This is a genomic window from Chryseobacterium camelliae, assembly GCF_002770595.1.
Classification (GTDB): domain Bacteria; phylum Bacteroidota; class Bacteroidia; order Flavobacteriales; family Weeksellaceae; genus Chryseobacterium; species Chryseobacterium camelliae.
On record NZ_CP022986.1, the window covers coordinates 2007946 to 2032372 of the forward strand.

Here is a 24427-nt window from a genome sequence, read left to right on the forward strand (position 1 = left end):
ACTCAATTTAGTACTTTTAGCAAATTTTAAATTATGGTGTCAATTTAACATTATAACTCCTCTAATTCCAGTTTTAAATATTTTTTTGTTTCATAATCCTGCCAGGTCCCTGTAATGGTATTGCCTTTCAGGTCTGCTTCTACAAACCCTTTCAGCATCCATTGCCTGGCTTCCTCGCTGTAATAATCGCTTTCGGTAAGGGAAATATGGTTTCCTTTCAATTTCCCGTGCCACTCGATCAGTTTTTTATTTTTATCGTACCAGTACTTTGCGGACAGGGAACCGTCAGCATATACTTCGCCCATCAGGACGGTAACAGGATATTTCCCGTCAATCTTTCCATGATACAGTTTATTGCTGATGCCGGTATGATCAACGTGCTGGGAGCCTGATAATAAATTTTTAGCATACGGCGTCCAGTATGGCGCCAGTTCCTGGTAAGAAAAATCGATGAAATGGCTGTCCAGCTCATCCAGTGCCCTCATGGCATGATTGGAACACCGTTCTGCAATAAAGGTTATTTTATCCTTTCCGAAATAATATCCGATACTCGAAATATGATAATCCGTATTGCATCCCTCATAAAGGGCAATCTGATCCTGAATATCTTCAGAAGGGTTTTTCTCAGCTTTTAATTTAACCAGGAAATCATTGATTTCTTTCTGTACCTTTTTCTTAATCATGCCTTCTACTGTTTTTACAGCTGTACGCAGGAACAGGTCTTCAGCATTGATTACGTTTCCCGTCCGGAGGTCAAAATTCTCCCATGCACTGAAACCTTCAGGATACGCTCCTGAAGCTTCCCCTTCAATAGCCATACTCAGAATATTTTCCGGAGCATCCATCTTTTTCCAGCTGTAAAAATAAACATACTGAGAAGGTGACTTTTCACTGGCCGCCACCTTCTGAAAAGGATTTCCTGTTCCGCCGGGAACATGTTCCAGCCGGTCCACCTGCAGGAATGTATTGATCTTACTTTCTATCCCGGCATTCTGCGGATACGCAACCAGCGGAAAAACGAAGTCTTCTGATTTCGGCGGCAAATCGGTAATTCTCACGTTTTTCTGCTGGGAAAAACATAAGCCGGAAATCAGGGTACACAATACAACAATCTTTTTCATTGCTTTGATGCTAAATAGATTAATATTAATTTCGCCGTCAGCGTTAACGTTCCTAAGATGATGAACAGTACAGAAAACCTCTTGGAACTCCTGAAGCCGGGATGACGGGTTACCTTTAAAAACACACCGAAAATCAGAAATACAACAGACAGGATGACCTGTATCATGACCGGCCTCTCAGTCTGTTAAATTCATGGATTACCTCATGATGGCTCACCGTTTTATCCTTGAAATACGTCACAAAATGCTGTTTTTCCTCTTCAGTTGCGCCCATTTGGTTCAGGATATTCAGCAGGTGCATTTTCATGTGGCCTTTCTGAATTCCTGTGGTCACTAAAGACCTGAGTGCCCCGAAATTCTGGGCCAGTCCGGACACCGCTAATATACTCATCAGCTCCTGCGCGGATGGTTTGCCCAAAAGTGCCAGTGAGAATTTCACCAGCGGATGGAGATTCGTTAAGCCTCCTACGACTCCTACAGAAATAGGAAGGTCGATCCAGAACCTGAAAATACCGTTATCGGTAGTACAATGCGTTAAGGAAGAATACTTCCCGTTTCTTGCGGCATAGGCATGGGCACAGGCTTCCGTAGCCCTGAAATCATTCCCGGTAGCAATAACTACAGCATCAACCCCGTTCATGATTCCTTTGTTGTGCGTAGTAGCGCGGAAAGGTTCAATTTCAGCAATGGTTACTGCCTGCTTGAATTTCCGGGCAAATTCCTCATTGGAAATCCCGCTGTCATCCTTCAGGTCTTCAATTTTACAGGAAACCTCAGCTCGTACGATGCAATCCGGGGTAAAATTGGAAAGGATGTTCATTACAATCTGGAGCGAATCCTTTTCTTCCAGGGAGAAATCATTGCTGTCTGACACTTCCTGTTTCAGGGTTTTCCCGAACTGCTCCAGGCAGGAGTTGATGAAGTTCGCTCCCATGGAATCTACCGTATCAAAGCTGGCTTTCAGCTGATAGTAGTTGGCCATTTCAGACGTTTTGTCAATCAGCTTGATATCCAGGATCCCGCCGCCACGCTTTCTCATATTGGCGGTGATATCTTCCGTGGCTTCAAACAGTTTTTTCTTCAGCCTGAAGTTGAAGAAATGCAATAACTTATGCGGTTCTACGTTTAATATAAAGTGGGTATGCCCCAGTTTTTCAGTATTGATGATGGTTGTTTTAAATCCCCCTTTATCAATCCAGAACTTGGCTGCCTTCGAGGCGGCTGCCACTACGGAACTTTCTTCAACAGCCATGGGAAGAGCCAGCAGCTTTCCGTCAATCAGGAAGTTGGGGGCAATCCCGTAAGGCATGTAAAAGTTCGACACCGTATTTTCAGAAAACTCTTCATGGAGCTTCTGAAGTTCGGCATTATTATTCCAATATTGCTGTAGGATCTGCTCGTAAGTGCGATCATTGCTGAGGTATTCTGAGATTAGCCAATCGATTTTTCGCTGCTTGGAAAGTTTGGAGAAACCTTCCACCGGTTGATGATTCATAGTGTTACTTTAAAGAAGCGTAAATATAGTGATTTTGTAACTTTCAGTTGTTGATAACTTCAATCAAAAAACGTTGATATTTGTCAATTTTTAGCCCTACATTTGATGTATAAATTTCATCTAACATAAAGATTTTCAATTTAAAGAATGAATTTTGACCGTCTGAAAGAAAAACTTGAAATCCTTGCCGATGCAGCGAAATACGATGTTTCCTGTTCGTCCAGCGGAGGAACGAGGAAAAACAAAAAAGGGGCTCTGGGCGACAGTTCAGTCAGCGGCATCTGCCATACCTATACTGAGGACGGACGATGTGTTTCACTCCTGAAAATCCTTTTGACCAATCACTGTATTTACGACTGTGCCTATTGTGTATCCAGAAGTTCGAATGATATCAAAAGAGCTGCATTCACCGTAGAAGAAGTTGTAGACCTTACCATTAATTTCTATCGCAGGAATTATATTGAAGGATTATTTCTGAGCTCCGGTATTTTTAAAAATGCAGATACGACCATGGAACGTTTGGTAAGGGTAGCCAAAAAGCTGCGGCTGGAAGAAAACTTCAACGGGTATATCCATTTAAAATCCATCCCTGGAGCAAGCGACGAACTGATGCAGGAAGCCGCTTTATATGCAGACCGGCTTTCCGTTAATCTTGAAATCCCCACCGAAAGCGGGCTTAAGCTTCTGGCTCCTGAGAAGAACCGCCAGGATATGCTGAATCCGATGAAGTACATCCAGAAAGGGATCGACCAGTATAAGGATGAAAAGAAGATTTTCAGGAAAGTTCCGAAATTTGCTCCGGCAGGACAGTCTACCCAGATGATTGTGGGTGCGACCAATGAAAATGACCTCCAGATCATCAAAGTGGCGGATCACTTTTATAAAAATTTCAGCCTGAAAAGAGTGTATTACTCAGGATATGTACCGGTATTGGAGGATAAGCGCCTTCCGGCTTTAACAACGGAAGTTCCCATGCTCAGGGAAAACCGTTTATATCAGTCGGATTGGCTGATGAGGTTTTATGGCTTCAAGGCAGAAGAAATCCTGGACCCGAACATGCCGTTCCTGGATCTTGAAGTAGACCCTAAAATGAGCTGGGCGCTGAGGCATCTTGACCAGTTCCCGGTTAACCTTCAGACTGCCGATTACCAGATGATTTTAAGAATCCCGGGGATTGGTGTAAAAACGGCCAAAAAAATTGTCAGTGCGAGGCGTTTCCAGGTACTTACCATGGATCACCTGACGAAATTAGGCGCTGCCGTTAACCGGGCTAAATATTTTATTGATTTTAATGCCGGTAATGCTTATCTAAGGTATCTCACCGATAAAAATTTCAGGAAGCTGATCATTGGGGGAAGCTCATCTAAGTTCCACAATCAGTTTTCCCAGCAGCTTACCCTGTTTTAATTTCTTTGAATCAAAAAGCCATAAAAATTTCAAGTTGGATCTTTACGTTTAAAATCTTTCAGAAATTTTTCAAAATCTGAGTCTATGGCTACTGATTTAACCATAATTTTCAAATTGTCGCATTTTCAAATTAAATTTAGCATTAATTAATGACTACCCTACTCTATGACGGAAGTTTCGACGGCTTATTTACTGCAGTATTTGAGGTTTTCGAATACCGGTATAAAGATGTTGAAATCGTAAGCAGGGAAAATTTTCATCAGGAGAATATTTTTGCAGATATCCATGAAGTGATTACCCAGCAGGAAAAGTCCGAGCGGGTTTTGAATAAGCTGGAGCAGAATATAGGGAAACAGGGCATCCATGAATTGTTAAAAGTTTACCTGTCTGAGGATCCTGAAGCCGAGCAATTAATTTTATCTGCCGTGAGGCAATCCGTACAGTTTCCCGGGGAAAATGTCCTGCAGAATTATGCCGACAGCCATATTTTGAAAATTTCCAAGATCTGCAAATCAGTAAGCCGCGAGAGACACCGGATGACGGCCTTCGTACGCTTTGAAAAAATGCAGGATGAAGTTTTCTTTGCCAAAATCGATCCCGATTTCAATGTGCTTCCGCTGATCCGGAAACATTTCAAGGACCGGTATCAGGACCAGAAGTGGATGATTTACGATCTCAGGCGGAATTACGGTATCCTGTATGACCTGGAAACCTGTGACTTCTTTTATCCTGATGAAAAGATCGACCTGAAAAAATATGAGCAGAAATTCCATGATCAGGAGAAAAGCTACCAGACGCTATGGCAGAGGTATTTTACCCGAACCAACATTGTAGAACGCAAGAACATCAAACTGCACCTCCAGCATGTCCCGAAGCGCTACTGGAAGTACCTGACGGAGAAATGGTAGCCTTTTAATGCTGGTAGATTGTCCAGACAGCTTTAGTTAACATTATCCATTGTGATGTGATTACTGGTTCAAAAGATAAAAACGGCAGGCTATATTTTCAATCCTGTAAATTTCATAAGTTTTTAACGGATAATATCCAAAAGTCTTATGCAGTTACTGCCATTATCTGAACTTGTTTTTGTAGATTTGTGTTCGAAATTTTTTACCAGATGAAAGAGAGTGCTGTGAAAAAAATTGCGGTTCTTACCTCAGGAGGAGATTCTCCGGGGATGAACGCAGCCTTAAGAGCGGTCGTAAGAACCGCTAACTATTATCATATCGAATGCTACGGAGTCAGAGAAGGCTATAACGGCCTGATCAGCGGGGATTTCCTGAAAATGGGCCCGCGTTCCGTTAAAAATATCATCAACCAGGGCGGTACGATCCTCAAATCAGCCCGCTCCATGGAGTTCAAAACCAAGGAAGGACGCCAGAAAGCGTACGATAACTGTGTGAAGCTGGGTATAGACGGTTTAGTCTGCATCGGCGGAGACGGAACCTTTACAGGAGCAAAAATCTTTAACGAAGAATTCGGAATCAGGGTTGTGGGTGTTCCCGGAACCATTGACAATGATATTTTCGGTACAGACAATACCATCGGGTATGACACTGCCCTGAATACGGCCATGGAATCCATTGATAAAATCCGTGACACGGCCACTTCCCACAACAGGGTTTTCTTTGTGGAAGTCATGGGCCGGGATGCAGGCTTTATCGCGCTGAACAGCGGACTGGCAACAGGTGCACTGGATATCCTTATCCCTGAAACCAGAGACAGCATGGAAGACCTGTTTGCGAACTTCAGAAATGCTGAAAAAACAGGGAAAGCCTCCAGCATTGTTGTCGTTGCAGAAGGGGAAAAGCTGGGGAATGTTTATGACCTGGCTAAGCAGACGAAAGATGAATTCCCGGATTATGACATCCGCGTCACTGTACTTGGGCACATCCAGAGGGGAGGTTCTCCAAGCTGTGCAGACCGGGTTTTAGCAAGCAGACTGGGCTTTGGTGCTGTCGTAGGCCTGATGGACGGACAGACCAACGTAATGGCAGGCATGCGTTCCAACGAACTGGTGTTTACCCCTATCGAGGAAGCCATTAAAAAACATAATGAAATCAATAAAGATCTTTTGCTGATTTCTGAAATCTTAGCAATCTAATATTATTTTTATAATTAAAACAAACTATTATGTCAACAATTAAAGTAGGTATCAACGGGTTTGGTAGAATCGGACGTCTTGTGTTCAGAGCAATGACTGAAAGAGATAACATCGAAGTAGTAGGAATCAATGACCTGATCAATGCAGAATATATGGCTTATATGCTGAAGTATGATTCTGTACACGGTATTTTCCCGGGAGAAGTTTCCGTAGAAGGAAATGATCTTGTGGTAAACGGAAAAAAGATCAGGGTTACTGCTGAAAAAGACCCGAACAACCTTAAATGGAATGAAGTAGGTGCAGACTATATCGTAGAATCAACAGGGCTTTTCCTGGATAAAGAAAATGCTGCCAAACACATCAATGCCGGAGCTAAAAAAGTAATCCTTTCTGCTCCTTCCAAAGATGATACGCCGATGTTCGTAATGGGAGTAAACCACAAAGAGCTTACTGACGATATCAAAATTTTATCCAACGCTTCTTGTACAACCAACTGTTTAGCACCTTTGGCTAAAGTAATCCACGATAAATTCGGGATCGAAGAAGGTCTGATGACTACCGTACACGCTACTACAGCAACTCAGAAAACCGTTGACGGTCCTTCCATGAAAGACTGGAGAGGCGGTAGAGCTGCTCTGAACAATATCATCCCGTCTTCTACCGGTGCTGCTAAAGCAGTAGGTAAAGTAATCCCTTCACTGAACGGAAAATTAACGGGTATGTCTTTCAGAGTACCAACCGTAGACGTATCTGTGGTTGACCTTACTGTAAGGCTTGAAAAAGCCGCTTCTTATGAAGAGATCTGTGCAGCCATCAAGGAAGCATCCGAAGGAGAACTGAAAGGGATCCTTGGATACACTGAAGATGCTGTGGTATCTCAGGATTTCGTAGGAGATAAGAGAACCTCTATCTTCGACAAAGATGCCGGAATCATGCTTTCTCCTAATTTCGTGAAACTTGTTTCTTGGTATGACAATGAAATGGGATACTCTAACAAATTAGTAGACATGCTGATTCACGCAGCTTCTTTGTAATGGGTAATGAGCGATAAGCAATAAGTAATAAAAAACCTTCCATCAGGAAGGTTTTTTAATTCATATCACTTCTTTAACAGACCGGTTAAAGTATTGTAACTTTCTATAAAATTAAGTCCAATAGAAAAATAGGGTTTATTATGATTTACTCCATTGATTGTCCATCCTCCTCCAAAACTTACCATATTGTAAAAAGTTGAAACAGATAATCCTGCGCCAATTGTGGTATTTTCATTATTTTGAAACACATGAAGCATTGGTCCGAAGCTTGGAGATAAAAAATGAAGCCAAAAAGAACTTGATTTTCGTGGCTGATATCTGAAGGTATATCCAATACTTGCTGCCGGAGAAAACTCTGTAAATTCTTTTTCTGCAATTTTAACAAAACTAAAACCTCCTGTCGGACTTTGTTTCCATCCAAATTCATCATACACCAAGACCATTGTAAACCCGGTATTATTTTTAGCTCTGTTGGTTATATGCAATACTATCTTATCATCATTTGAAATTTCTTCCCATGCAAGGTTAACTTCTCCGGAATATGATTCTCCATTTTTTTTGTCAGTCTTAACTGTATAAAGATATTGAATATCGTTTGAATTCAGATTTCCATTCTTCATAGATTCAGCATTTTGTGATTTGTCTTCAACAACAGTAAATCCAAAAACATTTAATGGTTTGATCGTTTTATCTTTTCTTTGAATGTATGCCAATACCTGCAATTGACAATTAGTACCTAAGGCATCCAAGTATTTCTTAGTGAAATCTATATGTATCTGCGAACCTTTTTTAAGATAATCAAGCCCTGCATTCAACATAAATTCATATGTTGTATTAGAGCCATTAGCTTTGGGCATTCGTTCAGTAATAGTTGTGAAGTTGATCGGATTATAAATATCATTAGAAAATTTCTTATCAGATTTAGTGTCCTGAAATACTTGCAAATTATCCAGAGTAATTTGAGCATTTGCAGTTCCTATCCATACAAATAGCATAAGGGATACAATTTTTGTTCTCATAATTATTAGTTTAAGATTAAGCATATTTAGAAAACTTCATCCTTAAACCGTAAGTGGTTAAGAATTGAGTTTTCATGGTTTATACTGTAAAACTACAACACATCCCGGGTGTTGAAAATACCCCAAAAGGGTGATTTTGAGAATTTTCAGTAATTTTAGAAAAACATTAACCATGACTAAAAAATATCTGACCCAAGCCAAAAAACCGCATCCTCTTATTGAGGTATGGAACGATTACCCTGAAATACTGCAAAACGACAACAGGATACTGCCTGTTCCATCTATCGAACAGATCATCGGAGAAGTTTTTGCTCCGGGTAAGTTTTATTATTACGTTATTAACTTTGCAGACAGTACCATCAGCCATCATCATGAAAATATCCTGAAGATGCACGGCCTCAGCAAATATCCTGTACACCTGAAAGACATTATAGACCTGATCCATCCTGATGACCTTGAATTTGTGATGGAGGCCGAAAGAATGTCTATAGAAAAAATGAAGCAAATCAATGGCTTTGATTACCAGCACGAGCTTAAAACCAGCTACTGCTTCAGGATGAGGACTCCCGAAGGCAATTACGGCCTCTTTCACCATCAGGCTTTGCATACCTATAAAGACGAAAACGGAAGGCTTTTACAGGCTGTGAACATCCATACGCACATTGAGCATATTACACAGAATAATTCTTACATCGTACTGGTTTCCGGCATCAATGGAAGGGAAGATTTCCACCAGATGCAATGGATCAAAAAAGACGATTTTCCAAAATCTACTGCTGTGGTCTTTACCACAAGAGAAGTGGAAATCCTCAACTGTATTGCAAAAGGATATGCTACATGTGAAATTTCCGGTATGCTGAATATTTCTGAAGAAACGGTCCGGACACACCGGAAAAACATCCTGAAAAAAGCAGATGCCAGAAACAGCTCAGAACTGGTCAAGAAAGCTTTTGAGTGGGGATACCTGTAAATAATAGCTGATAGCATGATAAAGCTCATTGTCCGTTGCGGTGCAAAAATTGTACTTTCAGCATAAAGAAAGCGTATGATGACAAGACCGAGATTTTCAGATTCCGGACACTTTATAGATTTCTGGACTACAGGTAACGGAAAGCAGCTGATTGAATTTTCCGGCGCCGAAGTAAGCCTTGATCATTTTCAGAAGTTTGCACCGTTTGTTTACCATACCGATGAAGCCGGAGACAAAGTTGTACAAGACATTTACTTCACCCGTTCGTTTCCGGAAGCGTCAAAAGCAATCGAACAGTTCATCCGGAATCCGGTTTCAGAACAGGATGATATCCCTGAAAGCGTGAAGCAGCTTTTCCTGCAAACCCAGAAGATTCCTGACTGGCTGGATTACAACCTCCTCAGAAGTGGTGCCGAACTGTGTATGCGCTGCAACCTGGATTCGCTCATCTCACTCCGTGATTACTGCCTGATGGGCGGTTATGACTTTGCTTACCTCAATAAACCGCTGATCATTACCGGTGCCCTGAAAAAGGGAGCTGTAAAAAGGCTTTCCGAGACGCTGGATTTCTGGGTAAATGTTACCCGGTATGATGCGCTGGAACTCCATGCAAAAGGATATGAATTTGCCGTCAAAACCCGGATGATCCACTCGTATGCCCGGCTTTCCATTAAGAAACACTATAAAGAATGGGATACTGAAAACTGGGGCGAGCCTATCAACTCATGGGATATGATGGCTACCTATACAGGATTCAGCCTGGTATTCCTGCACAGCCTGCATAAGCTTGGCAACCGGTTTTCGAAGGAAGAAGAACTGGGTATTTTCCATCTGTGGAAATATGTCGGCTATTTACTGGGCATACCGGAACAACTGCTGCCGGATAATAAAAAACAGGCTACCGAATATTTTTACCTCTGGACTTCCAACCAGCCTTCAGCCGATCAGGACTCTGTCCTGCTTGCCCATTCCTTACTCAACGAATCCCTGGAAAACCCTATGCTGAAATATCGTTTCCAGAGGAAAAACCTACGCTACCTGCATATCTGCTGTACATGGTTTCTGCTGGATAACGAAGTCTGCCACAGGCTTCAGATTCCTGATGTTCCGCTGAAAAAAGCCTTTCCGGTAACCAAGCTGACGCTCAACAAAATCTATGATACCGTAGTAAGCTGTAAAGAAAGAATCAGGAAAGGCGATGCAAGCCAGATGAAAGTGCTGAATGATTACCACAGCATTACACAAAATTCTAATTTTCATTAATTTACAAATGCTTTCAACAGAAAATAAACGCTCTTAACCAGCAAGTAATAAATAGAAACGGGGCTCTCGTAAACCCGGTTGAGGCTTTCTGAATAATAACGCATTTTTTATAATAATTTTAACTATAATATAGGTACCTAAAAGTAAATATTACTAGTTTTTGACGCTAAATTTTCGTAAATTTGATACAGTATTTAAGATAACAAATGAGCAATATAGACGATAAGAAAAAAGCACTTGCGCTAGTGCTTGACAAACTTGACAAAACGTACGGAAAGGGGACTGTAATGACCCTGGGAGACGACGCTGTGGATACTACCATTGAAGTTATCCCTTCCGGATCTTTAGGATTAGACATCGCTTTAGGCGTTGGCGGATACCCCAGAGGAAGAATCATTGAAATTTACGGACCCGAATCTTCCGGTAAAACAACTCTGACGCTGCACGCCATTGCTGAAGCACAGAAGGCAGGCGGAATTGCAGCTTTTATTGATGCTGAGCACGCTTTCGACAGAGGGTATGCAGGGAAGCTGGGGATTGACCTTGAAAACCTGATTATTTCACAGCCGGACAACGGTGAGCAGGCGCTGGAAATTGCGGATAACCTGATCCGTTCCGGTGCTATTGACATCGTGGTTATCGACTCGGTAGCCGCTCTTACGCCAAAAGCTGAGATTGAAGGTGAAATGGGTGACTCCAAAATGGGTCTTCATGCAAGGCTGATGTCTCAGGCATTGAGAAAACTGACGGCAACCATTTCAAAAACAAAATGTACCGTTATCTTCATCAACCAGCTGAGAGAGAAAATCGGGGTGATGTTCGGGAATCCTGAAACCACTACCGGGGGTAATGCTTTGAAATTCTATGCTTCTGTAAGGGTAGACATCAGAAAAGCCAGTGCCCCGATTAAAAACGGTGATGAGGCTATAGGAAGCCGGGTGAAGGTTAAAATTGTTAAAAACAAGGTGGCTCCTCCTTTCAAACAGGCTGAATTCGACATTATGTACGGAGAAGGTGTTTCAAAAACCGGAGAAATCCTTGATCAGGCAGTAGAACAGGGAATCGTGAAGAAAAGCGGTTCATGGTTCAGCTATGAAGAAACTAAATTAGGCCAGGGGCGTGATGCCGTAAAAGATGTGTTGAAAGACAATCCGGAACTTTCGGAAGAACTGGAAAATAAAATCAAAGAAGAACTGAAAAACAAGTAACTGTTTTCAGGATCAGATAGAGAGACAGCTTCAGGGCTGTCTTTTTGTTTTTGATATGGTGGTTATCCGGCTCTTCCTGCTTTTATAGCCGTTAGTTAATCCATAGAATTAACCAGTACAAAATACCGGTAAGCCAGAATAGCTTTCTGTGCTTTGGTTAAAGTATTAGGGTCTTTGCCGCTTAGTTTGGGCAATACCGCTTTATTTACTTTATTCAGGAATTTAAAAAATGATTTTTTCATAACTTTATCTTTTGGTAAGGCATCCTAGTTTACGAAATACTGTCTTACACAGAGTTCAAAAATAATGCAAACCGATTAGAATAACAGCTTAAAACACCGTACCTATGGATGATATTTTCAAAAAGCAGGTCTATGAACTGGTCAGGATGATCCCGAAAGGCCGCGTTTCTACCTATGGAGCCATAGCTAAAGCCGTAGGATATCCCAACCATTCCAGGCATGTGGGAAAAGCAATGGGCGGCTGCCCTAAAGATGTACCCGCACACAGAGTCATTTCCGCTTCAGGCGTCCTGTCTGTGCCGGAATTTCAGTCCAGGCTTGAAGCAGAGGGAATTACCGTGCAGAATTTAAGAATTAAAAATTTTAAAACCCTGTTCTGGGATCCTCTGAAGGAACTTTAAGGGCTATTTCTTTTTCAGTTCCTGCACCTCTTCATTAAGCCGGTCTATCTCTTTTTTCAACAGTCCAATGTACTCCTGAAGATTCTGAATAACGGATGTGGAAATGCTGTTGAACTGCGTCATCACTCCTGTAGAAACAGCATTGTCATTGAATACGGGATGTTCGTTATTAACGATGACTTTAGGTTCATCCTCCTCGTAAATCTCATCTACCGATACATTGAGAAATTTTGCAATTTTCTCCCATTCATCCTTAATGATTCTCACATCTCCGCTCTCCTTTCTGCTGTAATTGGATACATCAGTGGCAATGGCATCTGCAACATCCTTTTGCGTGTATCCCTTTCTTTTCCTTAATAAACGTAGCTTTTCCTTTTGCATGATAAAGTTTTTAAAAACAATAAAAGTACAATTTGTACATCTATTGCACAACAAATTTACAACAAATCTGCAATCAATATTCTTGTCTCAAGCTGTTCATATTGATAAGTTTGTTCTATTAACCATTTAATGATTCAGATGATGAGAAAATTATTTTCAGCAGCTTCCCGGAGCGGCAGGATCCACAAGAACATTTCATTTCACAACTTCATCCGGAAAAGTTATGTCCCGGATGATCCGCACTTTCAATCATACGCTTTTCATTTCTTCTTACCAGAATGAAACAATGCCTCCTTCTTTCAGCATCGGTGATTATTACATCCTTTATGAAATCCCAGGGATTCAATGTGCTGTACGAAGCAGATTATAAGATGGTTTACAAAGATCAGAAAGCAAACCCGACATCCCAGGAAGATACATTTGCCTTACTGATCAATATCAAAGCGTCTTATTATAAAAACATGAAGAAATATGTGGAGGACTCATTGAAGTATGAGGAGAAGATCCATGAGAAGACGGACTTCAGGGAAGGGCTACGGTTCATCACCGATTTCCCGGAATATATCGGCACCACATCAGGCAAGCTTTATGTAACACTGCCTATAGGCAATAAACCGTTTGCCTATGAAGAAACCAACAGCCTTAAATGGCAAATCGTTAATGAGCATCAATCTTTAAACGGATACCGCTGCCAAAAAGCGGTTACAAAAAAATACGTCAGAACCTGGATTGCCTGGTTTACCAGAGATATTCCCTTTCCGTTCGGGCCGTATAAATTCAATAAGCTTCCGGGCCTGATCGTAGAAGTATATGACGAAAATAAAGACTATATATTTTCCCTGTATAACTTCAGGAAGAGGACATACTTCTGTAAATCGGCAAATATGTCACCTCATGCATCAGCTGTGTATAAAAATAAGGTGTTCGATTATCAAAGAAAAGAAATTGCAGATCCGAATAATTACAATAAGCTGATTACGGATCCTGAAACGTTAAGTTATGTTTTGAAAAAAGCCCGGGAAAGAGCCCAAAATTATAATCCTATAGAATTAAGCATAGATTAATCAGTCACTTGGAATTTTTTATATTGATGAAATAATGTAAAAACGATGAAATATTTTTTTATTATTATCCTGTTGTTCTCCCTTCTGCAACTGCAGTAAAAAATCCTCACAACCCGTTGTCGATTACAGTACGGATTATGAACAAAACCGCTGTATGCTTGATCTTGACCATGCTGCAAGGAAACAGCAGACCTTAGTTGTACTGGACGGAAAGGTTTCTGATTTGGTGGACCTGGAACGCCTGACAGCTCAGAATAAGATCAAGAGTTTTAAAGTGATTAAAGACAGTACGGAAATAAAAAAGTTAAACTATTTTACGCCAAGGTAAAAACAGTCATTATTGCCGTTAAAAAGTGACAGAGAGGCTGTCCATCAGCCTCTTTTTATATTTTTTAGATTGATATTCAGCTGACGTTATATAATATCAAAGAAGCTGGAATCATCAGCATAATTAAAAAGTAAGTGTGGAGGTTTGTTTAACCATGAAGGGGAATTGATGTGTTAAAAGTTTCGGCGAGGCCTGTGGCCTCGCCGAAACGCTTTATTGGGTGATCTGCTGATAACTTCTCTGGATGAAGTCGGTCAGATCTTTTCCTTTCAGTAAGTTCTGTGAAAGTTTGGCCAGATCAAGCGCATGGCGGATCAGGCTTTCTTTAGCTTCTCCTGATTCAGCCTTCAAAATCTGACCGGCAAAATCGCTGTTGGCATTCACCACCAGGTTATACATCTCCGGGAATCCTCCCATACCGAACATTCCGCCTCCGCCGGTGGCCTGCATATCTTTCATTCTTCTCATGAATTCAGGCTGGGTAATGGTAAACGGAGCGTCTGTGCTGTCAAGATCTTCAAGCTGGACCGTGAACTTCGCATCTTTAATCGCCTCTTCCACTTCCTTCTTCAGGGATTCCTTTTCCGTATTGTTAAGCTTGGCAATTACAGGTTCATCTTTCTTAATAAGGTTATTGATATGATCGGCATCTACCCGTGCAAAAGAAACATTTTCCTTTGATCCTTCAAGCTTCTGGATCACATGGGGAACAATTGGAGAATCCAGAAGGAGGACTTCATATCCTTTATCTCTGGCAGACTGGATGTAGCTGTGCTGTTCATCGGCATTCGTAGCATAGAGGATAACCAGTTTTCCGTCTTTATCGGTCTGTAAAGGCTTGATCTTCTCTTCCAGTTCATTCCAGAGGAAATACTTGCCATCGGTTGTAGGGTATAAAGTAAATTTATCTGCTTTCTCAGCAAACTTTTCCTCTGTTACGATCCCATATTCGATAACCACTTTGATATCATTCCATTTTTTCTCGTAATCTTCACGGTTTTCATTGATCAGGGAGGCCATTTTATCCCCTACTTTTTTTGTGATATAGGAAGAGATTTTCTTCACGGCCCCATCAGCCTGTAAATAAGAACGGGAAACGTTCAACGGAATATCCGGAGAGTCTATAACCCCGCGCAGGAGCATCAGGAAGTCAGGGACAATTCCTTTTACCTCATCGGTAACGAACACCTGGTTCTGGTACAGCTGGATCTTATCCTTTTCAATATTTAAATTGTTGTTCAGTTTAGGGAAAAACAGGATCCCGGTAAGGTTGAAAGGGTAATCAACATTTAAGTGGATGTGGAAGAGAGGCTCTTCAAACTGCATCGGATACAGTTCGTGGTAGAACTTCATGTAATCCTCATTCATAAGTTCGCTTGGGGCAATCGTCCAGGCCGGAGTGGGATTATTGATGATGTTATCCACTTCTTCGGTTTCTGCTACGGCATCTTCAGGAGCATCTTCCGGTAAAGGCAATGTATGGGTTTTGGTTCCGAACTTAATCGGAACAGGCATGAACTTGTTGTATTTCAACAGCAGTTCACGGATTTTGTTCTCCTCCAGGAATTCTGTGGAATCTTCAGCAATATGAAGGATAATTTCTGTTCCCCGGTCTGTTTTTTCTGTGGTTTCTTCAAGGGTGAATTCCGGGCTTCCGTCACAGATCCATCGTACTGCCGGTTCGTCCTTGTATGATTTCGTTAAGATCTCAACCTTCTCAGCCACCATGAAAGCAGAATAGAATCCAAGACCGAAGTGGCCGATAATTCCTGAATCTTTAGCCGTATCCTTATATTTTTCGAGGAATTCTTCTGCTCCGGAAAAAGCTACCTGATTGATGTATTTTTCAACTTCTTCACCGGTCATCCCGATTCCCTGGTCGATGATCCGAAGGGTCTTCTGTTCTTTATCAACTTTTACTTCGATCTTCGGGTTTCCATATTCTACCTTCGCTTCACCGATACCGGTTAAGTGTTTCAGTTTTAAAGTAGCATCTGTAGCATTCGAAATAAGTTCTCTCAGGAAAATCTCATGATCACTGTACAGAAACTTTTTGATTAGTGGAAAAATGTTTTCCACCGACACATTAATATTTCCCTTAGTCATAATAATTTTTGTTTTTAATTTTCTATATGGTCACAAAAAAAATACCGATCCGGATAAAGTGACATATTGACATTACTGCCTGTATAATATAAAAAATAAGATGTAAAATGTATGGTGATTGTTTGCCAATATGAGCAGTGTATCACCACGAATTAACCGGTCTGCCCTCAAATAATCAGAAGTAAAAAAAACGCTTCAAAAAAAATTGAAGCGTCTTATATTACATCGAATGATCGATTTAGTTTTCCAGGATATACGAGAACATCAGCGGTGCACAGATGGTGGCATCACTTTCAACGATAAATTTCGGTGTGGTGATATCCAGTTTACCCCAGGTAATTTTCTCATTAGGAACAGCTCCGGAATATGATCCGTAAGATGTCGTAGAATCTGAGATCTGGCAGAAATAAGACCAGAACGGAATGTCATGCATCTCCATATCCTGATACAGCATCGGTACCACACAGATTGGGAAATCCCCTGCAATACCTCCTCCGATCTGGAAGAAACCTACTCCTTTTCCTGCTGAATTCTTAGTATACCAATCGGCCAGGTAGGTCATGTATTCGATTCCTGATTTCATCGTTGACGGTTGAAGCTCACCTTTGATGCAGTATGAAGCGAAGATATTCCCCATCGTGGAATCCTCCCATCCAGGAACTACAATCGGAAGGTTTTTCTCAGCTGCAGCAATCATCCAGGAGTTTTCTCTCGGGATTTCATAATACTGCTCCAAAACTCCCGAAAGGATCATTTTGTACATGTATTCATGCGGGAAATAGCGTTCTCCTTTGGTCTCAGCATCTTTCCAGATTTCCACGATATGTTTCTGCAGCCTTCTGAATGCCTCTTCTTCAGGAATACAGGTATCGGTAACCCTGTTCAGGCCTCTTTCCAGAAGATCCCATTCTTCCTGCGGCGTCAGGTCCCGGTAATGAGGTACTCTTTCATAGTGGGAATGCGCCACCAGGTTCATCAGGTCTTCTTCCAGGTTGGCTCCTGTACAGGAAATGAAATCCACTTTTCCCTGACGGATCATCTCTGCGAATATTTTCCCCAATTCTGCTGTAGACATGGCTCCGGCAAGGGTAACCATCATTTTCCCCCCGTCTTTAAGGTGGGCAACATAGCCTTTGGAAGCATCCACCAATGCTGCTGCATTGAAGTGCAGGTAATATTTTTCTATAAATTCGGTAATCGGTTTGCTCATTGTTTTGATTTTTGCAAAGATAAAACTTAAAAACGGAATGTAGCCGCTGCACTCAGAGAAACTCGGTGTAAACCTTCCCTTTCTTTCTCCCCGAATTCATAAGAGACCCCGTTAACAGTCATCTTCTTCAGGGTTCCTGCTGTTAACCCGAGTTTAGGGCCGATCAGGAAGTTTTTGTGGATCATATACTGGTATCCTATCCCGGCATCCACTCCGAGATTATTCCCTTTTCCTTTGGCATTGACCGGCGTATTATTAGCGGTAGTTTTCGTGGTGTAGGTAATGACACCCAACGCCAGGTCAACAAACAATTTATGCCTAGAAGGCTCATTATAATTGGAAACAAAAATAGACGGTCCGAAGAAGGTAATCTTATCCTTGGTAGTAACAGGAATAGAATACAGGGTTCCGTTATTATCAGAAGCTGTCATAAACCCGCTGCTGGAAGCACTGAAATCGGAATACTTTACCCCTATAGCAATATTGGCACTTCCCTTAGGATGATAATATGCTGCAACATCAAAATTGACTCCATGTTTCAGGCCTTTTACATATTCTTTTTCATCCCTGGTCAATCCGGAAGCCGTTTCCGCAGTTCTCCAGGCATATCCTACCGAAGGGATAATGGAAAATTTCTGTTGTGCAAAGGCAAGGAAGGAAAGGGAAAAAATCCCTAATGTTATCAGTTTTTTTATCATGCTCAAATTTTCCGGCAAAAATAACTTTTTTACAGGAATATCAAAATTTAAAACGCCGGTTTTCTTTCTTGTCAGAGAGCTTCTTTTTGGTATCCAGTCTCTTTTGCTTCTGGCCTTTGGACGGTTTTGTAGCCCATCTTTTCTTAGGAATAACAAGCGCTTTGTCCACTAACTCTATGATTTTTTCTATCGCTTTATTTTTATTCATCAGCTGGGTCCTGCTTTCAGATACGGTAAGGAACAGCATTCCTTCTGCATTGATCCGGTTTTTGAGCTTATCCGAAATCAAAGCTTTTTGAGCATCATTGAAAAACAGGGATCCGGAAACATTCCACAATACGGTAACGGAAGTTTCCACCTTATTGACATTCTGGCCACCGGCACCACTGCTGCGTGACGTTTTAAACTGAAGCTCCCGTGAAAAATCTCTCATACCATTCATATAATTTGAAATCTATTGATGTTTCTTTTCCTGACTGATTTTCTCTTTGAGTTGTATCCGGCTGACTTTCCCGTTTGGAGTACGTGGAATCTCACTGACGAATAGTACTTCTTTAGGATGGTGGAAGTTTTTTTTAAAAGGAATGCTTTTAATCCTTTCCCGGATTTCATCCGAATCATCACTTTCTATCACCAGTATCAATTTCTGACCCAAACGTTCATCTTCCAGCCCTAAGAATACCGCTTCAGCAGGAATTTCTTTTTTCACCAAAGCTTCCAGCTGTTCAGGAAATATTTTCGCACCACCTGAATTAATCACATGATCAGCCCTTCCCAGGAACCTGAATTGCTTTGCGTTGATAATTTCCACGAGATCGTTGGTCTGCAAAACCTCTTCATTCAGCTCCGGAGCATAGATCTTAAGGCATCCCCTGCTATCTGTAGAAATGGAAATATGATCAAAAGCCGTAAAATAATCCTCGCTTACCGGAGCAAGCTGCTTTAAGGCAATATGAGAAAGGGTTTCGGACATGCCATAGGTTTCATAGATACGGTTTTCAGAACCGGCTATTTTCTGCTTCAGGCTTTCTGAAACTGCTGCTCCGCCTATAATGAGATTCCTGATCAACGGCAGCTTATCCAAAGAATGCTCCACCTGTAAAGTTGTCATGGCACAGAAGTCAATTGTATAGTTCAGGTTTTCCAGAGGCTTTACCGACGGTTCGGAAATGAAAAGCTCAAGATGCCTTATTATGGACCTTACCAGCATCATTTTTCCGGAAATATATTCTACCGGAAGGCATAGCAAAGCCATGTCTCCTTCTTTCAGTCCCAGAAAATCACAGGTCATCTGTGCAGAATTCATCATCCGTTTTTTTTCAATCCCGAAAATTTTGGGCGTGCCGGTTGATCCTGAAGTCTGCACCTCTACTGTACCCGAATCCGAAAACCAATCTTCTAAAAATTTTTCGATTTTTTTTTCAAATTCAGCTCCTGCACCTAAATTATTAATTCTGAGATTATTGAATTTACTTACCATATTCTTCCGTCATAAAAAGTGAAGTAAATTTAAAAAAAAGTTTGCGAACCCCTTGCATGTAAAGAAAAAAGCTGTAAATTTGCACCACTGAAACAAACAAACACAGACCCATGGTGTAGCGGTAACACTACTGATTTTGGTTCAGTCATCTGGGGTTCGAATCCCTGTGGGTCTACCGAGAGGCAAATCTTTGAGATTTGTCTCTTTTTTTGTTTTTGGGGGTCAATACTTTGGGACAATTAGGGGATCAAGTACAAAAGTTGGGGACTATGCAAAAAGTTTAGTCAATCTGAATAAGAAGAAAGTTCGGTCTTTCACTCCACGGAGCTGCAATCTGAAGTTTTTGATTTTGGCATTAAAAGATTCTGCCGAGGCGTTAGTACTTCTTCTGTCGAAAAAATTTAAGATATCGCTGTAATGATTCATTATTGTTTTCCTTAAAACTGAGAATGATTTAAAACCTGATGTTTCAACATCCCTGAACCAATGCGCTAACTTTGTCATCGCAATAGATTTAGGAATATTCTGATTATAAATCTTTCGTAGTCCATCCGACAGCCTATAAGCCTTCTTTAAATCGGGATATTCGGTAAATAAAATTTCAGCCCTCTGAATTTGAGAAGGCGTCCACTTTTCTCTGCTTTTGTAGAGTAAATACCGGCTTCCTGCCAGAAGCTGTTTGCGGGTATCCCCGTTTTCAAACGTTTCTATCTCAATAGGCTCCTTTTTTTTCTTTGCTTCATCGAGCAGTCTATTTTCCAGCTCTATAGCTTCCCAACGATAGTTGATCCTTAATTCCTGAAGGGCTTCAGTGGCGAGCTTCTGAACATGGAACCGGTCTATGACTTTAATAGCATCAGGAAAACAGCGTTTGGCAATGAGTTTCATAGACCCGGCCATATCAAGGGTAATTTCCTTTACATTTTTGCGAAGCTTCCTGCCTATTTTCAGAAGCTGCTCAATGACCGTCTCACTCTGTGTACCTTTGATAATGGCAATGATACTGCCTTTCCTGCCTTTTGCTGTTTTGGAAGTAAGAACGGTGTAATTCTCCCTGGGAAAGAGCAACTTCATCCAGAGATAGAGAACAGGAGCAGTTTTCAGGATAAAGAATCCAATCTTCTGCGTGTGGTTTTTGAGGCCAGTTTTTAAAACCGCCTAATGATTTTTTGTATTGTCTGCGGAATGTTTTTCCTGGTACACCATACAACTCACCGGTGGTTTCTAAGGGAAGGGCTTTAGTATCGGCTGATATTTTTAAGAACTCCGCAAAGTCATTTGTCATGCGGGTTCCAACGGCAATGAGATTCCAGTCTCTCTGTAGGATCCTGCCAGATTTTGTATCGGTCCATCTTCTGCGCCTGATTTGAAGTTTTACAGGTTTTCCACGAAGTGGAAAGTCATTAACCATGATTTCTTCATGAAAACCTTTGGATTGCAGATGTAGAGAGGAAAACTCTTTGGGAACAGTATTTTTTTCCTCAAAATAAAGATGAAGCAATCCTTCTTTTTCTTCAAAATGCGTAATATCAAAGTATTCAACCAGGTATTCCGGTAAAAGTAATTTTAATAGTTCTTTCTCAGATGACATTTTGTAAAATTACAATTATTAATTTTTCTCCCCAACTTTTGAAACTGATCCGTGATTTTTCCAGACCATTAAAATACATAACTATTAAGCCGATAAGTGGGAGAGAGCTGTCACGATATTCCTCCGCCTTTTCCTCGTCATCTATTTCATGATACAGATGTTGTTCAAATATTTTCTTTTTTAGCTTCATAGTATTTATAGATATTCAACAAATATAAATTCTTGCTACGCAATCTATTAGCGCATCTTATCTTTTTTTGAGATTTTAGCGTCAATTATTTTTTTTATTTTTTTATACTATCCTTAAACCCTGCATTTTGCCAAACCGATGTTAGCCGTAGCTACTATTAATCTTCATCAAATTCCTCTCGTTCCATTCTCAAATATCTTTGTCCAGCTAAAAACGCTTGTTCAGCAGCAACTTTTTCGAGTAATGAATCTTTGCTTTTAAATTTAAATAATTCAGTAACTATTCCCTTATTATTGTATTTGATTGGAATCTTATCAAATATCAATTGTAAAAACACTTCTTTATTTCTAGTTATTGTAAACAAATAATCATCATTACTAACCGTCCTTGATGTATCGTATTCATTTACTGAATTATTGTTTGCATGAATTAGCTTTTCAAGTTTATCTAGTAGGAAGTTATCTATAAACAAATTATTTCCTGATATCCCAGCTTTAGAGCCAGAAGATTCCATTATGTAAGCTTTTGAAAACGCAGTATTCATCTGAAACTCTGCTGGATGGTACGATATGGTGAAATTAGTTGCAACATCTACTGTTGAACCTATGAATTCGTAATTATATCTTTGACCATAGGTAATAATTCCTCTAGCTCCTGGAAACCCTATTCTTACATCTCTTATATTAATTCCTTCAAATTCACTAATTAAATCATCTAATGATATAACTAATTTATCAATAAAATTATTTTTTTGCGTATTAATATCGTGATTATATATAACTCCATCATTTAGAGTAAAGGTCACAGTACTATGGGATCCTGCAAATTTATTGACAAGAGTTAAATCTAGTAGTTTGACTCTTTCTAACTGCTTTTTGCAATTATCATTATCTAAATTCCAGTTGCTTTCTACAAAAGGTTGTCCATAGCCTAAAAGATCGTACCAAGCACAAATACAATCTTTAATGTCAAAGTCTTTATCCTGCATCGTGTTCTAATAATTACCGCTAACTTGTAGATACCTGCTATATAAGGGCATCTCTTCACCCAAATTCGACTGGATATATTATAAAAGATAAGCGTTTGTCTTTTTTATTGAATAATACCTAACATAGATAATTAATCTAATCGTTTTTAAGATTAAAAATTTAAGTTCTTAACTACAATTATTATCTAGCTATACTCATATTACCAATTTCTTTTAATTTTACTTTAATTTCTTCAATACCTGCCTTAAATTTTGATTCTATAAACTTTTCCCGATTAATTACTCTATCTAAAATAACTTCATATTGCTCTTGTTGATAATAAGATAGGTTGTCAATTTCATCAAAGTCAATTTTATTGGGATTTATATAACAGGTTAAAGTTTCATCTTTGCATTGAATATTCATAACACTTCCCAAAACAATTTTTATTTGATCAATTGGTTGAAAATTTGTAAAATCAGGATTTTTCATTATAACTATATTTTATTGATATCATTTGTAAGATTAGCTTATAGTGTTGATTGTTCAAAATCAAGTTTGAATTCTATCTTACTTTCTTTATTTTTGCCGAACACAGCTTCGCAAATTAATTCTGGAAAATCGGAAGTCCAAAATCCAAAAGTGATTTTTTCTCCTTCTGCAATATCAAGTGTTTTGACAATTTTTTCAGCCTCTTTTTGACTTAAGATTTGAAGGTCTTCGAAAGAGTCAGTAGTTTTTCCGATTGAAATATTATTACTCATTATAATTTTGTTTTAGTGTTTTATGTTATTAGAATTTTTAATGCTTTTTAGATTATTTACTTCTTACAATTTTATAAAATGTCGATTTACTGCCAATATTGAAAGCTTTCATAATTTCCTCTACCGGAACTTCTTTAGTATTATATGAAGCTTTAACCAAAGGTGCAATTTTTTGAAACTTTTCTGTTAACCCTTGTTTTCTTCCTCCGACTTTTCCTCTTGCTCGTGCAGATTTCAAACCGGCATTTGTTCGCTCTATCAAAACATTTCTTTCGTGTTCTGCTAAAACACAAAATATTTGAAAAATGAGCTTACCACTTGCAGAACTGGTATCAATATTTCAGACAAAGATTTGAAATGGATTCCTTTTTCGCTCAATTCGTTTAGAAGTTGAATTAACCAATTGTACTTCTTCCAAGCCTATCCAATCTCCAAACAACCAAAGTATCATCTTTTCGAATAAATTCTAAAAGTTTAGTAAGATTCGGCTTTTCTGATTTTACACCGCTAATTTTATCTTCAAATATTTTTGAAATTCCTACTTTCTTTAAAGCTTCAATTTGTAACTCTAAATTTTGTTCATTGGTGCTTACTCTTGCATATCATACTTCCATAATTACACTTTACTCATCCATCACAAATGTAGTGTAATTTGTTTTCGTGTACAATGTAATGTACTAAAATGAAAAAGAAAAAGTCTTGATTATTAAAACCAAGACCTGTACATTAATTTGAACGTTTAAATAAAAATGTAATTATTTTTTATGAATAAATAAAATCTTCTCCCGATTGTGTTAGTCTTAAATCAGAATTACCTTCAACAGTTAAATAGCCATCTGTTTGAAGTGAATTTATTGCATCAACAAGCCTTACATTTTCAATAGGATTAAGATTCATGAAATTGTTAAAAGCTCTCATTAAAACATGTCCTGTTCTAGAATTTCTAATATAGAATAGATCCAAAACTTTTCTTTTTAGTTGATCGATTGTTAAACTATCTGCGTACAATGAATTAAATCCTCTATCCGTTAATCTTAAACAAGCAATACCAGTAGTACCATCTTCATAAGTAATAAATCCACTGTCAATAAGGTTTTTAAGAGAATCATTAAATTCTTCAAGTTGAATATGATTAAACTTTAAAGTATACTGACGAATAACATTCATAGGAACAATTTCACCTTGTTTAAGATTTTTTTGTTCAAATAAATTCATAATTTTTTCTTGCATAATTTTTATTTTTAAAATTAGATTTATAAAATCAATTAATTGACCAAAAGAAAAATAAGACATATTGGCAGTGAATATACATATCATTAACTTACCGAATTATTTGTGCAATATTAAAACGTGAAATAATCTTTAATATAGGCTTATTAGTAG

At 39.5% G+C, this 24427-nt stretch carries 27 protein-coding genes, 1 tRNA gene and 1 pseudogene; 11 read left to right on the forward strand and 18 right to left on the reverse strand.

All coding sequences use genetic code 11. The features are described 5' to 3' along the window. Positions 1 to 50 precede the first annotated feature (50 nt). Both CGB83_RS09135 and CGB83_RS09140 read right to left on the reverse strand, forming a co-directional pair. A complete protein-coding gene (locus tag CGB83_RS09135; RefSeq protein ID WP_100075521.1) occupies positions 51 to 1121 on the reverse strand; it encodes a hypothetical protein in 1071 nt (356 codons plus the stop codon). 163 nt (positions 1122 to 1284) lie between these two features. Then, positions 1285 to 2616: a hydroxymethylglutaryl-CoA reductase, degradative gene (locus CGB83_RS09140; protein ID WP_100075522.1), complete on the reverse strand. Its 1332-nt coding sequence runs from the start codon at positions 2614 to 2616 to the stop codon at positions 1285 to 1287. A gap of 147 nt (positions 2617 to 2763) precedes the next feature. Between CGB83_RS09140 and CGB83_RS09145 the strand changes: the two genes are divergently transcribed. The 4 genes from CGB83_RS09145 to gap all read left to right on the forward strand — a co-directional run bounded on the left by CGB83_RS09145 (position 2764) and on the right by gap (position 7161). Further along, complete coding sequence (locus CGB83_RS09145; RefSeq protein WP_100075523.1) at positions 2764 to 4023, forward strand: putative DNA modification/repair radical SAM protein; 1260 nt, start codon at positions 2764 to 2766, stop codon at positions 4021 to 4023. Between the two features lie 149 nt (positions 4024 to 4172). Further along, on the forward strand, positions 4173 to 4931 hold the full coding sequence (locus CGB83_RS09150; protein ID WP_100075524.1) for a TIGR03915 family putative DNA repair protein: 759 nt from the start codon (positions 4173 to 4175) through the stop codon (positions 4929 to 4931). Between the two features lie 209 nt (positions 4932 to 5140). Continuing rightward, a complete protein-coding gene (pfkA, locus tag CGB83_RS09155) occupies positions 5141 to 6127 on the forward strand; it encodes a 6-phosphofructokinase (protein ID WP_100075525.1) in 987 nt (328 codons plus the stop codon). Between the two features lie 29 nt (positions 6128 to 6156). Continuing rightward, entirely contained in the window at positions 6157 to 7161 is a 1005-nt protein-coding gene (gene gap, locus CGB83_RS09160) for a type I glyceraldehyde-3-phosphate dehydrogenase (RefSeq protein WP_100075526.1), read from the forward strand. A 65-nt stretch (positions 7162 to 7226) separates the two neighbouring features. Here the strand turns inward: gap and CGB83_RS09165 are convergent, their stop codons facing one another. After that, complete coding sequence (locus CGB83_RS09165; RefSeq protein ID WP_157761381.1) at positions 7227 to 8180, reverse strand: hypothetical protein; 954 nt, start codon at positions 8178 to 8180, stop codon at positions 7227 to 7229. Between the two features lie 172 nt (positions 8181 to 8352). Here CGB83_RS09165 and CGB83_RS09170 point away from each other — a divergent pair, with 172 nt between their 5' ends. From CGB83_RS09170 to recA, 3 genes are all read left to right on the forward strand, one after another. Further along, a complete protein-coding gene (locus tag CGB83_RS09170) occupies positions 8353 to 9150 on the forward strand; it encodes a LuxR C-terminal-related transcriptional regulator (RefSeq protein ID WP_100075528.1) in 798 nt (265 codons plus the stop codon). A gap of 75 nt (positions 9151 to 9225) precedes the next feature. Next, complete coding sequence (locus CGB83_RS09175) at positions 9226 to 10413, forward strand: oxygenase MpaB family protein (RefSeq protein ID WP_100075529.1); 1188 nt, start codon at positions 9226 to 9228, stop codon at positions 10411 to 10413. A gap of 206 nt (positions 10414 to 10619) precedes the next feature. Further along, positions 10620 to 11621, forward strand: coding sequence for a recombinase RecA (gene recA / locus CGB83_RS09180; protein ID WP_100075530.1), 1002 nt, complete (start codon positions 10620 to 10622; stop codon positions 11619 to 11621). 95 nt (positions 11622 to 11716) lie between these two features. On the opposite strand, the gene CGB83_RS20305 is transcribed toward recA, so the two are convergent. After that, positions 11717 to 11863: a hypothetical protein gene (locus CGB83_RS20305; protein WP_172954696.1), complete on the reverse strand. Its 147-nt coding sequence runs from the start codon at positions 11861 to 11863 to the stop codon at positions 11717 to 11719. 104 nt (positions 11864 to 11967) lie between these two features. Between CGB83_RS20305 and CGB83_RS09185 the strand changes: the two genes are divergently transcribed. Beyond that, positions 11968 to 12264, forward strand: a complete 297-nt coding sequence (locus CGB83_RS09185; protein ID WP_100075531.1) for an MGMT family protein — start codon at positions 11968 to 11970, stop codon at positions 12262 to 12264. 3 nt (positions 12265 to 12267) lie between these two features. Here the strand turns inward: CGB83_RS09185 and CGB83_RS09190 are convergent, their stop codons facing one another. After that, on the reverse strand, positions 12268 to 12645 hold the full coding sequence (locus CGB83_RS09190) for a helix-turn-helix domain-containing protein (protein WP_100075532.1): 378 nt from the start codon (positions 12643 to 12645) through the stop codon (positions 12268 to 12270). Between the two features lie 278 nt (positions 12646 to 12923). Here CGB83_RS09190 and CGB83_RS09195 point away from each other — a divergent pair, with 278 nt between their 5' ends. Then, entirely contained in the window at positions 12924 to 13709 is a 786-nt protein-coding gene (locus CGB83_RS09195) for a GLPGLI family protein (protein WP_100075533.1), read from the forward strand. Positions 13710 to 13863: 154 nt separating this feature from the next. Continuing rightward, positions 13864 to 14037, forward strand: a complete 174-nt coding sequence (locus tag CGB83_RS20150; RefSeq protein WP_157761382.1) for a hypothetical protein — start codon at positions 13864 to 13866, stop codon at positions 14035 to 14037. Positions 14038 to 14250: 213 nt separating this feature from the next. On the opposite strand, the gene htpG is transcribed toward CGB83_RS20150, so the two are convergent. The 5 genes from htpG to CGB83_RS09220 all read right to left on the reverse strand — a co-directional run bounded on the left by htpG (position 14251) and on the right by CGB83_RS09220 (position 19531). Then, on the reverse strand, positions 14251 to 16143 hold the full coding sequence (htpG, locus tag CGB83_RS09200; RefSeq protein ID WP_100075534.1) for a molecular chaperone HtpG: 1893 nt from the start codon (positions 16141 to 16143) through the stop codon (positions 14251 to 14253). 238 nt (positions 16144 to 16381) lie between these two features. After that, positions 16382 to 17353: a deoxyhypusine synthase family protein gene (locus CGB83_RS09205; protein WP_100075535.1), complete on the reverse strand. Its 972-nt coding sequence runs from the start codon at positions 17351 to 17353 to the stop codon at positions 16382 to 16384. Positions 17354 to 17379: 26 nt separating this feature from the next. Beyond that, positions 17380 to 18051, reverse strand: coding sequence for an autotransporter domain-containing protein (locus tag CGB83_RS09210; protein ID WP_100075536.1), 672 nt, complete (start codon positions 18049 to 18051; stop codon positions 17380 to 17382). Positions 18052 to 18091: 40 nt separating this feature from the next. Beyond that, positions 18092 to 18484 carry an alternative ribosome rescue aminoacyl-tRNA hydrolase ArfB gene (arfB, locus tag CGB83_RS09215; protein WP_100075537.1) on the reverse strand — a complete coding sequence of 131 codons (393 nt, stop codon included), beginning with the start codon at positions 18482 to 18484 and terminating at the stop codon, positions 18092 to 18094. A gap of 21 nt (positions 18485 to 18505) precedes the next feature. Beyond that, a complete protein-coding gene (locus CGB83_RS09220) occupies positions 18506 to 19531 on the reverse strand; it encodes an AMP-binding protein (protein WP_100075538.1) in 1026 nt (341 codons plus the stop codon). A 104-nt stretch (positions 19532 to 19635) separates the two neighbouring features. On the opposite strand from CGB83_RS09220, the gene CGB83_RS09225 reads away from it, so the two are divergent. Beyond that, positions 19636 to 19706: transfer RNA gene (locus tag CGB83_RS09225), tRNA-Gln, on the forward strand. A gap of 92 nt (positions 19707 to 19798) precedes the next feature. On the opposite strand, the gene CGB83_RS09230 is transcribed toward CGB83_RS09225, so the two are convergent. The 8 genes and pseudogenes from CGB83_RS09230 to CGB83_RS09260 form a co-directional block, all read right to left on the reverse strand. Next, the gene (locus CGB83_RS09230; RefSeq protein WP_172954665.1) at positions 19799 to 20605 is read right to left on the reverse strand and encodes an ISAon1 family transposase; all 807 of its coding nucleotides are present in this window, start codon (positions 20603 to 20605) and stop codon (positions 19799 to 19801) included. Further along, positions 20502 to 21122 (reverse strand): ISAon1 family transposase N-terminal region protein, encoded by a 621-nt coding sequence (locus CGB83_RS20740; RefSeq protein ID WP_418219570.1) that lies wholly within the window; start codon positions 21120 to 21122, stop codon positions 20502 to 20504. Before CGB83_RS20740 ends, CGB83_RS09230 begins: the two co-directional genes overlap by 104 nt. Before the next feature lie 347 nt (positions 21123 to 21469). Continuing rightward, positions 21470 to 22300 carry a hypothetical protein gene (locus CGB83_RS09240; protein ID WP_100075540.1) on the reverse strand — a complete coding sequence of 277 codons (831 nt, stop codon included), beginning with the start codon at positions 22298 to 22300 and terminating at the stop codon, positions 21470 to 21472. 181 nt (positions 22301 to 22481) lie between these two features. Next, positions 22482 to 22772, reverse strand: a complete 291-nt coding sequence (locus CGB83_RS09245) for a hypothetical protein (protein ID WP_100075541.1) — start codon at positions 22770 to 22772, stop codon at positions 22482 to 22484. Between the two features lie 38 nt (positions 22773 to 22810). Continuing rightward, a complete protein-coding gene (locus CGB83_RS09250) occupies positions 22811 to 23044 on the reverse strand; it encodes a hypothetical protein (RefSeq protein ID WP_100075542.1) in 234 nt (77 codons plus the stop codon). A 52-nt stretch (positions 23045 to 23096) separates the two neighbouring features. After that, on the reverse strand, positions 23097 to 23381 hold the full coding sequence (locus tag CGB83_RS20520) for a recombinase family protein (RefSeq protein ID WP_335621881.1): 285 nt from the start codon (positions 23379 to 23381) through the stop codon (positions 23097 to 23099). Positions 23382 to 23439: 58 nt separating this feature from the next. Next, positions 23440 to 23634, reverse strand: a pseudogene (locus CGB83_RS20750) (recombinase family protein); the annotation flags it as partial. Between the two features lie 172 nt (positions 23635 to 23806). After that, complete coding sequence (locus CGB83_RS09260) at positions 23807 to 24274, reverse strand: hypothetical protein (RefSeq protein WP_157761383.1); 468 nt, start codon at positions 24272 to 24274, stop codon at positions 23807 to 23809. Positions 24275 to 24427 lie beyond the last annotated feature (153 nt).